This is a genomic window from Nocardia sp. Tas62D01, assembly GCF_055232035.1.
In genome coordinates, this window is sequence record NZ_JBUYUZ010000001.1 from 1898190 (window position 1) to 1910716 (window position 12527).

Sequence of the window (12527 nt, forward strand, 5' to 3'; positions counted from 1 at the left end):
CGGGTCACGCGGTCGCTGATTACAGCACCTCGAAGTAGCCCTGGTCGGCCAGGATCGTGCGTGGAGCGTCGGAGTTCGTCGCGGCCAGCTCGCGCATCCTAGCCAGGAATTCCGGGTCCGAGTTGTCGATTGGATGTGGACCGTAGTCACGATCGTCACGCCGCACTATCACCCAGAAGGCATGGCCAACCACCGCTGAAGGTTCACAGGTCGGATCACTGCCACGTGGCGCGGCAATTCTGTCTCGGCAACGTTCGCGAGACACCCTCGGGCGTTTGCCGTTCAGCTCATCGGAGACAACCTCGCCCTTTTCATCGAGGACGATGAGGCTCTTCAGCGCCGGAACGAATGCCTTCTGATAGAAGTAGCAGGGCCGGACCGGGTTGCCATGCTGGGTCTGGAACAGCAGCTCATGTGCTGGTCGGTCCAGGTCGAGCAGGCGAGGGTTTCCATCGGCACGTTGGTGACGCGGACGCCTCGCTGCGTCTTGGGCGGACCCAGTTTGAGCTTGCCGCCGGTGTACTTCCATGCCTTAGTGATGTCCACCGCGCCGGTATCGCGGTTGATGTCACCGACCAGCAGCGCGGCGACCTCTGCGGGTCGCGCCATGGAGGCGGTAGAGAACTCGGCCTGCGGTACCCACCGCTCAGGCATCGCGCCGACGAACAGTTCGTATTCGTCGGGTTCGAGGAACATGATGCGAGTGGCGTAGATCTTCGGCAGCCGGGTTCCAGAGCACGGGTTGTAGGGGATTCAGGCCGACCGTCTCGAGCAGGTCCGCGAATTTCTGCGCGGGTTGGAAGTCGTCGAACGTCTCGGAGGTCTGCTTGGGTGTGTTGCCGGGGCGGGGCAGCCGGAAAGGCACCCTTGAACAGCTCATCAACACAATGTCGATCGCGGGAACCGTCCCCGATGACGTAATGCGCAACGGCAGGATGCCGGTGGCGCGCACCCGATAGGTGATCGCCTGAATGCCTGCCTCCCGGAATCCGCTGTCCTGTCCGTAGATGGCTGGGCGGCCCGGCGGCGATGCGTAAGCGAGCCGTCGGGCATCGGGTGGTGCCATTAGGCGGCTTGGATGGGGTCGAAGCGGACGGTGTAGCCGAGGGCGTTGGCTTGGGTGACGATGCGGCGCATGGCGCGTTCGGGGTCGAGGCGGGTGTAGTGGGCGCCGAGGTCGTGGTAGTCGACGTTGTTGGTGAGCATGTGCCAGGTCGATGTCAGGATCTTGTGTTTGATCGCCACAAGGGCTTTTTGTTTGCCTATTCGTGGCGCGAGTCGCCGGTAGCGCCCGGCGAGATAGGTGTCCTTGGTTCGGGCTGCGGCCAGGGCGGCGGCGCCCAGGGCAGCGTTGAGCCACCGGTTGCCGTGGCGAGTCCTGCCGGACTTGCGTTTGCCGGCCGATTCGTGGTGGCCGGGACAGTCGCCGGCCCAGGAGACCAGGTTGGCGGCAGCAGCGAACCGGGACATGTCCCCGCCCGTTTCGGCGATGATGACCTCGGCGACGCGGCGACCGACACCGGGGATCGTCTCGAGCCGGTCAAGGCTGTGGGAGAAAGGGCGCATCTTCTCCTCGATCCGGGCGGACACCTCGTCGATCGCGGTGGTCAGCTGGTCGATGCGTTCGAGGTGGATCCGGCACAGGAACGCGTGGTGCTCGCCGAAGTTACCGGTCAATGCCTCCACCAGATCGGGGATCTTGGAGCGCATGCGGCCCTTGGCCATGTCGGCGAGAACGGCGGCGTTGTCCTGTCCGCCGATGACGGCCGCGAGCATCGCGCGGCCGGACACCGGCGAGGATGTCGGTGGCCACCGACGACAGCTTGATCCCGGCGTCCTCGAGTTCCTTCTCCAGCCGCTGGGCCTCCCTGGTGCGCTCGGCCGCCAGGGTAGCCCGGTACCGGGTCAGGTCCCGCAGCTGCCGGATCGGTTCCTGTGGCACGAACGAGGCTCGCAACAGCCCGCACTCTCCCAGTTGGCACAGCCACGCCGCGTCCGACACGTCGGTCTTACGGCCGGGCAAACCTTTGGCGTGGGCGGCGTTGACCAGCATGACGTTCAACTCGTCCTCCATCAGGTAGAACGCGCCACGCCAGTAATCACCGGTCGCCTCCATCACCACCAGCGTCACCCGCTCGGCGATCAACCAATCCCGCAACTCCAACAGCGCGTTCGTGGTCGTGGCGAACGTGCGGACCCGCTGATCGCGGGATCGTTTCCGGTTGCTCGCGCTCGGCGTGCGCACACACGCCTTCAGGTCCTTCTTACCGATGTCCAACGCGGCGCACCGCTCGTGCAACAGCTCCATAACCCGGGGGTAGAGGCTCACCGACCAGAAATCCGGCGCTAAGGATTTATGGCAGATAGCGGCACACCATCTGGGGCAACTCGAATGGTCGACCTGGCACTTTGGCCTGGCCGGGACTGGTCGACTCTGGAAACTATGCGCGGTACCGGCCACGCCGGGGGGCGGCCCGACAGCAAACGCCCAGTTCGATTCGCGCTACCGCCGGATTCCGCGCGGCTGCTCCTCGACCCCCGCATGGCGCGAGCTTGGCGGATCTGCTCGGCGTTCATCGCCGGTGGGCGGCCGAGGCGCTGTCCGCGGGCGCGGGCGGCGGCCAGGCCCTCGTTGGTGCCGTCGACGATCAGTTCACGGATGAACTCGGCGAGCGCGGCGAATACGTGGAACACCAGGCGCCCGCCGGGAATGGTGGTGTCGAGGGCTTCGTGCAGGGACCGGAATCCGATGCCACGCTTGCGGAGTCCGGCGACGATCGAGATCAGATCCTGCAGCGAGCGGCCGAGCCGGTCCAGTGACGGCACCACCAGGGTGTCTGTCGCCGGGCCGGAGGTAGTCGAGGCAATTCCACAGTTCCTCGCGCTCGATGTTCTTGCCGGACTTCTTGTCCGCGAAGATCTTCTGGCATCCGGCCGCGCGTAGGGCGAGCATCTGCCGGTCGAGGTTCTGGCCCTTGGTCGACACCCGTCCGTAGCCGACGAGCGCGCCGCCTCCGGCGATCGGATCGAGAGCATCGCCGTCGAGGACGAGCGCGGGCGGCCGGTCGAGGGTGTCGGTCATGCCCGGACTGTACGAGAAAGGTCCGACAAGAATTGTTGGACACCAATGGTTTTCGACATGTTTTTCAGACACTCGCGGCTGTGACTTGCAGCGCTGGGTGGCGGGGTTTTCGCGGTGCCGGGTGGCGTAAGCCGTCCAGCCTTCTCCGGCAGTAGTCCAGATTCGGGTCATATGTTTGGCGGAGACGTCGGCGACGACGGTTCTCTAGGTTGTTCCCTGGACAGCCGCACTGAGGTCGCGCATTTCTCACCAGAACTCGACGTTCAGGGGCGAAAGTGCTCACCTGCCGGTGCTACCGGCACCGAGTCTGCCCTACTGACCGACCCGATAGCTTCCATTAGGGCGTTGGGACGCTCCGGTCAGAAATGAACGAGAACTCGGCCCTCATTTCCCGGATCTGCCTCGACGCGCCGGTAGAACTTTTTCAAGCTTGGCTGGGCGAGCTTCGCGAGAACACGGCGCTTCAGGGTTCCGGAGCCTTTGCCTGGAATTATCTCCAACAAGCTGGCCTTCTGCGCAACCGCACGGAAGATCGCGCTACGTACCGCATTGTCGATGTCGCGATCACTCCGGAAAACCGGGTGAAGATCAACTGTCAGCGTCTCGGCCACATTCATCTCCTGAAATCCTAAGTAAGACACACGATCTCATCGTTACATCCCTCCCGCTCATAGTGCCACCTCGGATGGCAGATCCAGGTGATCCCAACGTTGGTAGGGGCCTTGGCCAGCGGCTATGGCCCGAGTTCGTCGATCAGGACGCGGCGGGTTCGAGGGGCTGTTACCCGCCCAACCTTCGGTGACGGCGCGTATTGACGCGGCGACGTTGGAGATGGCGGCGGGGTTGAAGCGGGAGAACCCGGCGCGGACCGCCGCCCAGGTCCAGCGGATCCTGCGTGCCGCGACAGGTTGGGCGTCGTCGGAGACGACGCTGCTGCGTCTTTTCCGTCGTCTCGAGCTGACCGGTCCCGCCGCCGGGGTCCTCGGTGAGGTGTTCGGCCGGTTCGAGGCGGAGAACCCGAACGTCCGGTGGGTCGGGGACGGACTACACGGGCCTCGGGTGGGGGGCCGCAAAACGTATCTATAAGTTACGCCTGGCTCGACGACCATTCCCGCCTGTTGACCGGTTACCGGTTCGGTTTCGCCGAGGACACCGTCCGCCTGGCCCTGCCGTTCCACAAAGCGTTGGCGAGTCGTGGTGTCCCGCAAGCGATCTACGTCGACAACGGCAGTGCCTACATCGACGCCCAGTTGATGCGGGCCTGCGCGAAACTCGGGGTCCGGTTGATTCATTCCACCCCGCACCGCCCGCAGGGACGCGGGAAGATCGAACGGTTTTTCAGGACTGTGCGTGATCAGTTCCTCGTCGAGGTCGTCGACTCCACTCCCCGAGGAACTCACCGCTACCGGCGTCGATCACGCCGCCGCGTTGGCCGAGTTGAACCGGCAGTTCACCGCGTGGGCCGAGAACGAGTACCACCGCCGCGTCCACACCGAGACCGGGCAAACCCCGCTCGACCGGTGGGAACAGAGTTGGACCCGGCTCGGCACCGCCCCGGCGATAGCGGCAGCCGAGGACCTGACCGAGGCGTTCCGCTGGTCGGAATATCGCACCGTCACCAAGACCGCCACCGTCTCGCTGCACAGCAATACCTATGAGATCAACTCGGCCTTGGTGGGCCGGAAGGTGGAGTTGGTGTTCGACCCGTTCCGGATGGACGACATCGAGGTCCGCCATCAAGGGAAAAGCTACGGAAAAGCGGTGCCGTTCACCATCACCCGCCACGCACACCCGGAAACCTCGGCATAATCACAGGCCTTCGAGGAAGGCCAGTAGTGAGTCGGGCGGACGGTATCGGCCCGGTTTGATGTCGGGTGGCGTGGTGCGGGCGAGTGCTTTCTCCTTGAGAGCGAGGTCGGCATGCAGGTAGGGCTGCGTGGACCGGGGACTTTCGTGGCCGAGCCACAACGCGATCACCGAAACGTCGACTCCTGCGTGCAGAAGCTGCATCGCGGCGGTGTGCCGCAAGGTGTGGGGTGTGACGTGTTTGCATTGCAGGGAATGACACTGCTGCGCGGCTGATTTGACGTGTTTGGACACCAACCACCCGATGGCGTCGGTGCTCATCGGGGTGCCTCGGCGGGTGGGAAACAGCGGATGATTCGGATCATTGGGTTGTTCGCGGAGCCAAACGCGCAGCATAGCGGCGGTTTGAGCGGTCAGCGGGGTTCCGCGGTCTTTGCGTCCCTTGCCGTGGCAACGCACGGTTGAGCCGGTGGTGAGCGTCAGATCGCGGCGGGTCACGCCGGTGATCTCGCCAGCCCGGAGGCCGGTTTGGGCGGCGAAGGCCAGGAGTGCGTGGTCGCGTCGCCCGTGCCAGGTCGTGCGGTCCGGCGCGGCCAGGAGCGCGTCGATCTCGTCGTTGGTGAGGTAGTCGACGATGCCACGTTCGTGTCGCTTGGCCGGGATAGCGTGTCCGGCCCCGATGGAACTTGGTGTCGACGACTGTGAGAAGGCCGGTCTCGAAGTCGATGTCGCTGTCGTCCAAGCCGATGGCTTCGCCAATCCGCAACCCCGAGGCCGCGAGCAACCCGAACAGCGCGTGGTGGGTCACGGCGCGAATCGGTGAGGCGAGCCGGGCGGCGGCTGCCAGGAGCGCCTCGATCTCGGGCGCCGAGAACACATACGGTGTCGGCCGGTGCGCACGGTGCGGCAACAGGTCCGTCGGTGGCACCTGCACCCGCGGATCCAGGGTATGCAGGTAGCGGGCGAACCCCCGCACCACACACAGCCTTGCCTTCCATCGAATCGGCTGCGCTGTCACAGGTTTGGTTGCCCACGCGACGGCCGCCTCCGTAGTGATCGTCGCGGTGCCGTGCTGGTCGAGGTAGTCGAGAAAGTCGACCAGCAGCTGGTCATGCCCCCTCAGTGCGAAGCCGAGCCCGCGCCGGATGCGTAGGTAGTCCTCGATCGCCTGTCGGTGGTTCATCGCGCACCTCCGGGCCAGACACGGCAAACCGGTGTCAGTTCCAGAGCCTCGATGGTGCCGTAACGGGCGGTGGTCGCCGGGTGGCCGTGCCGAAGGATCTGCCTGATTTCCGACGGTGGCGAACCGGCTCGCCTCAGCGCGGTCGCCGCGGCATGCCGCAACTGATGGGAGCTCACCCTGGTCACACCGGCACGGTCGCAGGTGCGCTCGACTACCTTGCCCACCACCGTGCTCGAAATCGCCGAATAAGGTGCCCTCACCAGTGCGAACAGCCGTCGATGCTCCACCTGTGGCCGTCCGTGCCGGCAGTAGTCGGCCAATGCTTGCCCGACATCGGTCGGCAGCGGCAGTTTGTCGAGGCGGTTGCCCTTTCCGCGGATGCGGATCTCCCCGGCCCACCAGTCGATGTCGTCGACCGCCAGCGCGGAAACCTCGACGGCGCGTAAACCCAAACGCGACAGGAGCAGAAGAATCGCGTAGTCGCGGCGGCCCGCAGCGGTGTCACGGTCGCAACCGTTCAGCAGCGACGCGATGCCGGCCGCGCTCAGCGTTTCAGCTCGACCGTGGTCGCTCCAGCCGGCGGCGGCAGGCACGGCATCCACCAGCAGCAGCGGAATATGGCCTCGCACATAGAGAAACCCCAGCAGCGCCCGCAACGCGGTGACAGTGTTCTTCAACGATCCGATGCTGCGCAGACCGCACTCGGCGAGGACGAACTCACTCACATGCGCTGCCGCCAGACCTCCGAGCGGTCGGTGACCGACCGGGCCGTGAGGAAACGCTGAGCGACATGGCCGTAATACCAGACGGTTCCGGCGGCCAACCCACGTTGATCCACCAAGAAAGCGGTGAACTCCGTCACCAGTTGCCCGACTTGGTCATCCGGGACAACTGCGGCGACCTCGGGCGCGACACCCAGCGCGCGAAGATATCCGAGCAACGGGATCAGGCCCCTCGAAGTCAACCTGCGGGCTTGTCCGCTGGCTCGTCGATATCGCAGGTACTCCAGCACAGCGACATCGGTCAGCTCCTGCGCCACCATTTGGCGCGACTCGAGCCAGCCACTGACATGGTTCATCAAGTGAGCGATCGACGTCCACTGCGAATATCCCTGCCGCGTCAGCTGTTCACGGAAGCCGCCGGCATAGCTTGCGAGCGGGCCACGAACCGGCACACGACTCAACTTGTCCATCACGATTACCTCCTCCTCCGAGGCGTTTGCCCCGTGAAGTCAGCATCGATCCAGCACCGCGATTATGCCGAGGTTTCCGGCTCGACGGAGCCGGAAACACCAGGTAGATAGCGATACCCGGTCATCTGCTCGGGATAATCCCCGGCTCGGCATAATGCTGGTTCACCGATCCCTCTCGCGCGCTCTGCCTCAAACTCGCCGGCACCCCGACCGCGGACCGGCCGATGATCGGCATGTGTGACTCCGCCCGCTGCGCGCAGGCCACTCACCACCAGCACCACCGGCCCGTCTGGGCCGAACACGCCGAACGCACCCAAACCTTCCTCGGCCAACTCGGCAAAACCCGAGCCACCGAACGCGCCCGACTGCAAGTCGACTACGACCGCGCCACCCGAGTCATCACCAACATCGACACAGCCACCCGAACCAGCGCACCCGAGGAACAGGCATGAGAATCACTGCCGCCCAACGCATCCACAACGAGAACCGCATCCGCGCCGCTATGGACCGGCTGCTGCGCGGCGACATCCCGCCCGGCGGAGGCTGCGACATCAAGACTCTCGCTTCGCAGGCCGATGTCGACCGCACCGCCTTCTACGGCAACCGGCCCTACGCACACCTGCGCACCGAGTTCGAGCAGCGGCTTCAGCAGCTACAGCTCGCGGGCGAAACCGCCGATCCGAAAGCAGCGCAGATCGAACGGCTTAAGGCGGAGATCGGCAAGCTCAGAAGCCGCCTGGCACAGTCGAATTCGACGATCGAGGAACTCACCGACTTCCGCACCCGGGCTCTGGCCCGCCTCGCCGCGCAACACGACGAGATCCTCCGGCTCCGCGCCGCAGCGGACCCGAACACGAATGTCACCCGCCCGCCACCGACACGGCAGAAGCTCATCGGCCCCTGCTGAATCGGACGCCCGAACCACCGGTGATTCCGGAGCCCAGACCGAAGCGCGCGATTCGCAGACAACGAAACCGAGCCCCTCGCTCGCGAAGCCAATCGCCACAACCGATAATCAACACCGAGACGCACGAGGCCTGCACCAGCGTCTGCGGCGCTGCCGTGATCAGGCCGGCTTGGAGTGTCTGGACGACACCGAGGAAAGGACAGTGGTCGATGACAAGCGGTCTCGGGTTGCGAATCGCCCGCCTGCGAGCGCTTATCGATCATCCCAACACAGGCGAGCCCGAGCGGGCAGCGGCTCAGCGAATGCTCGAACGGATTCTGAACAAGTCCGGCAGCAGCGCGCCGAGCGGTTCGGTCGGCGAGCGGGTTTACGACGCGCGATACGACCGCGCCGGACGGCATGCCAGCCTACCTCGCATCGTGGAGATGATTCGCTAAGATATCACGCTCGCCCGGGTCTTCTCGATGCCCGCGCTGCCCACAGAGATTGCTATGCGCAACGCAATCGGTGATGCCCCCGCCGAGATCACCTACTCTGTCGAGACACCGTTCGACGGCAGGATCGTCATCACCATCGACGAGATACCACAAGAATGGGGATGGGCGCGCCAGCACGGCTCCGAAACCGCCAGCCCAGCACTGCAAGCGCTCGCCGACGAGCTTACCGGAATCATGAACCGCTATAACTACGACGGGCCTGACATCGACAAGCGGTTCTTCGCGAGCGTTCGCGCGCAGGACACAACATTGGTCTGGTAGTCGCCTTCTACGATTGCCAGCGGCAGAAACAGATCTCAGTTGAGTGATGTCCATCACTTTCTGGATTGGGTTATCGCAACACGAGTGGTCCCCTCCGTTGCGAACCGTCGCAGTCAAAAGACGCTGCTCAAACGCGACACGGACTCATCTGCACACGGTCAGTGCGGACACAAGGCACACCTACGACCACCGAACACACCACGCACACTTCACCATCAACATCACCGCACCAACCCTCGACCACATCAACCACCTCACCAACCAAGCAACACCCGACCCCAAAACCCCTACCACCACACAAAACCCGCATTCCGCCAACTGGAGTTCTGCGCCGAATCCCGGATGACAAAGGCGTCGTCGGCCCGCTGGTGCTGCCCGGTATGACCAGCTGCCTGCGCTGCGCGGATCTCATCCGCTGTCGATTCGACCCGGATTGGCCGTTGCTCGCCGCGCAACTGCTCGGCCGGGTCGGGCACGCCTCACCCGCCGGGATCGCGGCGACGGCGGCGCTGCTGCTCGGCGAACTCGAGGCGATTCTCGGCTGCTCGCCGCGCCACGAGTTTGCCCCGCTGAACTCGACCCTCGAGGTCGATCTTGCTTCGCACCACATCGAGCGCCGCGATTGGCCACCGCATGCCGCTTGCGGATGTCGTGGAATTTCCGCTGGTACGGCCGTATGAGCCTGCCGATTCTTACACTCTGCCAAGGAAGACATCGGATTGCGATGGCAAATTGACTGGTCTGTCCGCCATGATGGGTACGTGTCTGAGATTGTGCGTCGTCGCTCATCCCGCAATGCCAGGTTAGCTAGGATTCCGCTGGGGATCGCCGGTCGCGCCGCTGTGGGGTTCGGCAAGAAGCTGGCCGGTGGTGATAAGTCGGAGATCAACGCCCAGCTGAACCAGAAGGCCGCCGAGCAGTTGTTCACCGTGCTCGGTGAGCTCAAGGGCGGTGCGATGAAGTTCGGGCAGGCGCTGAGCGTGATGGAGGCCGCGGTTCCCGAGGAGTTCGGCGAGCACTATCGCGAGGCGCTGACCAAGCTACAGGCCGCAGCGCCGCCGATGCCCGCCGCGACGGTGCACCGGGTCCTGGACCAGCAGCTCGGCACTCAGTGGCGTCAGCGGTTCCAGTCGTTCGACGACATTCCCGCCGCCTCGGCCAGCATCGGCCAGGTGCACAAGGCGGTCTGGTCGGATGGCCGGGTCGTCGCGGTGAAGGTGCAGTACCCCGGCGCCGACGAGGCGCTGCGCGCGGATCTCAAGACACTGTCGCGGATGACAGGCGTGATCGCCTCGGTGATTCCGGGCGCCGATGTGAAGCCGATCCTCGCCGAGATCACCGAGCGGACGGAGGAGGAACTGGACTACCGCAACGAGGCGACCAATCAGCGAGCGTTTGCGAAAGCGTTCGACCGGCACCCGGAGATCGTGGTGCCCAAGGTGGTGGCCAGCGCGCCGAAGGTGATCGTCACCGAATGGCTCGACGGCACCGCCGTCTCGGCGATCATCAAGCAGGGCGCCGAGGATCCGCAGGGCACGCGGGCCTTGCGCAATCGGGTCGCGGGCTTGATGGGCAAGTTCCATTTCTCCTCGCCCGAGACCGTCGGCCTGCTGCACGCCGACCCGCATCCTGGCAACTTCATGATGCTGCCCGACGGCAAGCTGGCCGTCATCGACTTCGGCGCCTGCGCGCCGATGCCGAACGGCTTTCCCGAGGTGCTCGGCCAGATGCTGGCGCTGGAGATCGAGGAGCGCTTCGACGAGCTGACCGAGCTGATGTACGACAACGGCTGGGTCATCCCCGGCCGCACCATCACCAATCAGGAGATCGCCGACTACCTGCGGCCATTCACCGACCCGATCCAGTCGGATTCATTCCACTTCACCCGCAAATGGATGCAACGGGTGGCGGGCAAGGCGTCCGATCTCACCAGCGCGGAAATGAAAACCGCACGCGCCCTGCAGCTGCCCGCCGAATACGTGATGATCTTCCGTGTGCTCAGTGGCTCCGTCGGGATCCTGGCTCAGCTCGACGCAGAACTGCCGTTCATGCAGTTGGTGAAGACCTGGATGCCGGGTTTCCGCGAGGAACGCTCCGTCAGCTAGGTGAACGGTCATGATCGGCAACAGTCTGGCCGTCAATGACGCCCAACACCGAGAGCCGTCGCCACCCTGGCGGCGGAATGTCAGTTGGAGAACGACCGGACCCACCAGCCTGCGGTCGCTGCAACCGATCGCCGACGCCCTGGATACCACCGCGACGGAACTACTGGCGGCCGCCGACGACACCACACCGGCCGAGGTAGTTGTTCGCGCGGGCGACGGTGGGCTGGACCAGGCGGAGCGGGGCGACGACGGATCCGTGCGCGCACTGGTACACGGCACCCGCGACCTTCGGGCGCTCGAGTTCACCGGCGGCACCGAGCGGGGCGATCGCGAATCGCCCACGACAACGACGAATTGATCTACGTGGTCTGCGGAACCGTCACGGTGGTGGCAACGGGGCGGAGGTCACGCTGTCCACCGGTGATTCCTACTACTGCGTTGCGGGCGTGCGCCATCGCTGGTGGGGCACACAGCGACGACACGCCCACGCTGGTGCTGGCCGTCGCCGACGGACGGACCGTCCGACGATCGCCGCACAAACCGCGCTGAACGCAAAACAGCCGCCCACCTGATCTCGAGGTGAGCGGCTATTCTGCTTTCTCGTTCGAGGGCCCCGGCCCGGCAGGAAGCAACGGGCGGGGCCTCAGCGACCGGAGGGAGGGAGGGCGCGAGTCCCGGAATCACGCCGAGACCGCGACCTTGCGCGGACGTCCACGCGGGCGCTTGCGGGCGATCACGACACCCTGGTCGAAGATCTCACCGCCCCAGACACCCCAAGGCTCGCCACGGTCGATGGCCGCGCTCAGGCAGCCCTTGCGGATCGGGCAGGACGCGCACAGCGCCTTGGCCTGCTCCAACTGGACCGGGCTCTCGGCGAACCAGAGATCGGGATCTCCGGCTCGACAAGGCAGGACCTTCGTAACCTCCCGAGTGCGGGTAGGCAGTGCCACGGTTCGGCATGTCACGCCAGCAGTGGCCTGCGGCCAGCTCTCTGCGGTGAACACGACGTTCTCCTTCAGCTCGTTTGCAGCGGTTCGTTTCGTTCGTTCTGCGAAACCGGTGCCGTCCGGCTGAAGGGCCGGGATAAAACTCTGGCCACGGTTTCGCGTCGGGCGATCCGTGGCCAGGAGGTCTGGGAGTGTTCCCTACCTAGGTCGACATCTGTGTCGATTCCTGATCACGGTCGCTGGGTGTGCGTTGCGGAGGCGTGCTGCCCGCAGATCTGCCGGTGCATATCCGGCTTCAAATGCGACGGCGCCGGTCGCTGCCTTGGCGGCAACCGGGTGCCAGCCCTCGCTGGGCTTGTCCTGCGGGAGGGTGCAAATCGGGGAATGCATATGCGTGGATTGCATCTGCTCACCGAACACACCGCCGCCGGACAGACCGATCCCCTGCAAGCCGAGGATCCCCCGGGAGGCCGACATGGCCGGCGCATTCACCGCGACGTCGGTTGAACTGAAGTTCATGATGTTGTCCATTTCGTCTGCCTCCCTC

Annotated in this window: 18 protein-coding genes and 3 pseudogenes; 8 read left to right on the top strand and 13 right to left on the bottom strand. The window is 65.0% G+C overall.

The genetic code is table 11. The features are described 5' to 3' along the window. Window positions 1–19: 19 nt before the first annotated feature. The 7 genes and pseudogenes from ACV7NQ_RS09280 to ACV7NQ_RS09310 form a co-directional block, all read right to left on the bottom strand. A complete protein-coding gene (locus ACV7NQ_RS09280) occupies window positions 20–193 on the bottom strand; it encodes a hypothetical protein (protein ID WP_463359246.1) in 174 nt (57 codons plus the stop codon). 140 nt (window positions 194–333) lie between these two features. Then, entirely contained in the window at window positions 334–696 is a 363-nt protein-coding gene (locus tag ACV7NQ_RS09285; protein WP_463359247.1) for a hypothetical protein, read from the bottom strand. Further along, window positions 647–1066 (bottom strand): hypothetical protein, encoded by a 420-nt coding sequence (locus ACV7NQ_RS09290; protein ID WP_463366104.1) that lies wholly within the window; start codon window positions 1064–1066, stop codon window positions 647–649. The genes ACV7NQ_RS09285 and ACV7NQ_RS09290 overlap by 50 nt, the downstream gene beginning before the upstream one ends. Next, window positions 1066–2308 (bottom strand): annotated as a pseudogene (locus tag ACV7NQ_RS09295) (IS110 family RNA-guided transposase). Before ACV7NQ_RS09295 ends, ACV7NQ_RS09290 begins: the two are co-directional and overlap by 1 nt. A gap of 38 nt (window positions 2309–2346) precedes the next feature. Beyond that, entirely contained in the window at window positions 2347–2829 is a 483-nt protein-coding gene (locus ACV7NQ_RS09300; protein ID WP_463359248.1) for a recombinase family protein, read from the bottom strand. A 70-nt stretch (window positions 2830–2899) separates the two neighbouring features. Then, window positions 2900–3253 (bottom strand): annotated as a pseudogene (locus ACV7NQ_RS09305) (recombinase family protein); the annotation flags it as partial. Between the two features lie 188 nt (window positions 3254–3441). Further along, entirely contained in the window at window positions 3442–3693 is a 252-nt protein-coding gene (locus ACV7NQ_RS09310; protein WP_463359249.1) for a Smr/MutS family protein, read from the bottom strand. Window positions 3694–3826: 133 nt separating this feature from the next. Between ACV7NQ_RS09310 and ACV7NQ_RS09315 the strand changes: the two are divergent. Beyond that, window positions 3827–4879, top strand: a pseudogene (locus ACV7NQ_RS09315) (DDE-type integrase/transposase/recombinase); the annotation flags it as partial. A gap of 12 nt (window positions 4880–4891) precedes the next feature. On the opposite strand, the gene ACV7NQ_RS09320 reads toward ACV7NQ_RS09315, so the two are convergent. The 4 genes from ACV7NQ_RS09320 to ACV7NQ_RS09335 are packed head-to-tail and all read right to left on the bottom strand — an operon-like array spanning window position 4892 to window position 7263. Further along, window positions 4892–5347: a tyrosine-type recombinase/integrase gene (locus tag ACV7NQ_RS09320; protein WP_463359250.1), complete on the bottom strand. Its 456-nt coding sequence runs from the start codon at window positions 5345–5347 to the stop codon at window positions 4892–4894. Further along, window positions 5250–6071, bottom strand: a complete 822-nt coding sequence (locus ACV7NQ_RS09325; RefSeq protein WP_463359251.1) for a tyrosine-type recombinase/integrase — start codon at window positions 6069–6071, stop codon at window positions 5250–5252. The genes ACV7NQ_RS09320 and ACV7NQ_RS09325 overlap by 98 nt, the downstream gene beginning before the upstream one ends. After that, window positions 6068–6796 carry a tyrosine-type recombinase/integrase gene (locus tag ACV7NQ_RS09330; protein WP_463359252.1) on the bottom strand — a complete coding sequence of 243 codons (729 nt, stop codon included), beginning with the start codon at window positions 6794–6796 and terminating at the stop codon, window positions 6068–6070. Before ACV7NQ_RS09330 ends, ACV7NQ_RS09325 begins: the two co-directional genes overlap by 4 nt. Continuing rightward, on the bottom strand, window positions 6793–7263 hold the full coding sequence (locus tag ACV7NQ_RS09335) for a hypothetical protein (RefSeq protein ID WP_463359253.1): 471 nt from the start codon (window positions 7261–7263) through the stop codon (window positions 6793–6795). Before ACV7NQ_RS09335 ends, ACV7NQ_RS09330 begins: the two co-directional genes overlap by 4 nt. A gap of 224 nt (window positions 7264–7487) precedes the next feature. Between ACV7NQ_RS09335 and ACV7NQ_RS09340 the strand changes: the two genes are divergently transcribed. From ACV7NQ_RS09340 to ACV7NQ_RS09370, 7 genes are all read left to right on the top strand, one after another. Further along, window positions 7488–7715 (top strand): hypothetical protein, encoded by a 228-nt coding sequence (locus ACV7NQ_RS09340; protein WP_463359254.1) that lies wholly within the window; start codon window positions 7488–7490, stop codon window positions 7713–7715. Next, window positions 7712–8170 carry a hypothetical protein gene (locus tag ACV7NQ_RS09345; protein WP_463359255.1) on the top strand — a complete coding sequence of 153 codons (459 nt, stop codon included), beginning with the start codon at window positions 7712–7714 and terminating at the stop codon, window positions 8168–8170. The genes ACV7NQ_RS09340 and ACV7NQ_RS09345 overlap by 4 nt, the downstream gene beginning before the upstream one ends. Window positions 8171–8379: 209 nt before the next feature. After that, window positions 8380–8607 (top strand): hypothetical protein, encoded by a 228-nt coding sequence (locus tag ACV7NQ_RS09350; protein ID WP_463359256.1) that lies wholly within the window; start codon window positions 8380–8382, stop codon window positions 8605–8607. Between the two features lie 27 nt (window positions 8608–8634). After that, a complete protein-coding gene (locus tag ACV7NQ_RS09355; protein WP_463359257.1) occupies window positions 8635–8928 on the top strand; it encodes a hypothetical protein in 294 nt (97 codons plus the stop codon). A 380-nt stretch (window positions 8929–9308) separates the two neighbouring features. After that, on the top strand, window positions 9309–9608 hold the full coding sequence (locus ACV7NQ_RS09360; RefSeq protein WP_463359258.1) for a hypothetical protein: 300 nt from the start codon (window positions 9309–9311) through the stop codon (window positions 9606–9608). A gap of 81 nt (window positions 9609–9689) precedes the next feature. Further along, entirely contained in the window at window positions 9690–11033 is a 1344-nt protein-coding gene (locus ACV7NQ_RS09365) for an ABC1 kinase family protein (RefSeq protein WP_463359259.1), read from the top strand. A 10-nt stretch (window positions 11034–11043) separates the two neighbouring features. Continuing rightward, a complete protein-coding gene (locus ACV7NQ_RS09370; RefSeq protein WP_463359260.1) occupies window positions 11044–11391 on the top strand; it encodes a hypothetical protein in 348 nt (115 codons plus the stop codon). Window positions 11392–11713: 322 nt separating this feature from the next. On the opposite strand, the gene ACV7NQ_RS09375 is transcribed toward ACV7NQ_RS09370, so the two are convergent. Both ACV7NQ_RS09375 and ACV7NQ_RS09380 read right to left on the bottom strand, forming a co-directional pair. Then, window positions 11714–12037: a WhiB family transcriptional regulator gene (locus ACV7NQ_RS09375; RefSeq protein ID WP_463359261.1), complete on the bottom strand. Its 324-nt coding sequence runs from the start codon at window positions 12035–12037 to the stop codon at window positions 11714–11716. A 141-nt stretch (window positions 12038–12178) separates the two neighbouring features. Next, the gene (locus ACV7NQ_RS09380) at window positions 12179–12511 is read right to left on the bottom strand and encodes a hypothetical protein (protein ID WP_463359262.1); all 333 of its coding nucleotides are present in this window, start codon (window positions 12509–12511) and stop codon (window positions 12179–12181) included. Window positions 12512–12527 lie beyond the last annotated feature (16 nt).

Coding starts and splice junctions, on each gene's coding strand:
- ACV7NQ_RS09355 (WP_463359257.1), top strand. CDS start 8,635: ATGCCCGCGCTGCCCACAGAGATTGCTATGCGCAACGCAATCGGTGAT.
- ACV7NQ_RS09350 (WP_463359256.1), top strand. CDS start 8,380: ATGACAAGCGGTCTCGGGTTGCGAATCGCCCGCCTGCGAGCGCTTATC.
- ACV7NQ_RS09335 (WP_463359253.1), bottom strand. CDS start 7,263: ATGGACAAGTTGAGTCGTGTGCCGGTTCGTGGCCCGCTCGCAAGCTAT.
- ACV7NQ_RS09325 (WP_463359251.1), bottom strand. CDS start 6,071: ATGAACCACCGACAGGCGATCGAGGACTACCTACGCATCCGGCGCGGG.
- ACV7NQ_RS09360 (WP_463359258.1), top strand. CDS start 9,309: ATGACCAGCTGCCTGCGCTGCGCGGATCTCATCCGCTGTCGATTCGAC.
- ACV7NQ_RS09370 (WP_463359260.1), top strand. CDS start 11,044: ATGATCGGCAACAGTCTGGCCGTCAATGACGCCCAACACCGAGAGCCG.
- ACV7NQ_RS09340 (WP_463359254.1), top strand. CDS start 7,488: ATGATCGGCATGTGTGACTCCGCCCGCTGCGCGCAGGCCACTCACCAC.
- ACV7NQ_RS09380 (WP_463359262.1), bottom strand. CDS start 12,511: ATGGACAACATCATGAACTTCAGTTCAACCGACGTCGCGGTGAATGCG.
- ACV7NQ_RS09285 (WP_463359247.1), bottom strand. CDS start 696: ATGTTCCTCGAACCCGACGAATACGAACTGTTCGTCGGCGCGATGCCT.
- ACV7NQ_RS09345 (WP_463359255.1), top strand. CDS start 7,712: ATGAGAATCACTGCCGCCCAACGCATCCACAACGAGAACCGCATCCGC.
- ACV7NQ_RS09290 (WP_463366104.1), bottom strand. CDS start 1,066: ATGGCACCACCCGATGCCCGACGGCTCGCTTACGCATCGCCGCCGGGC.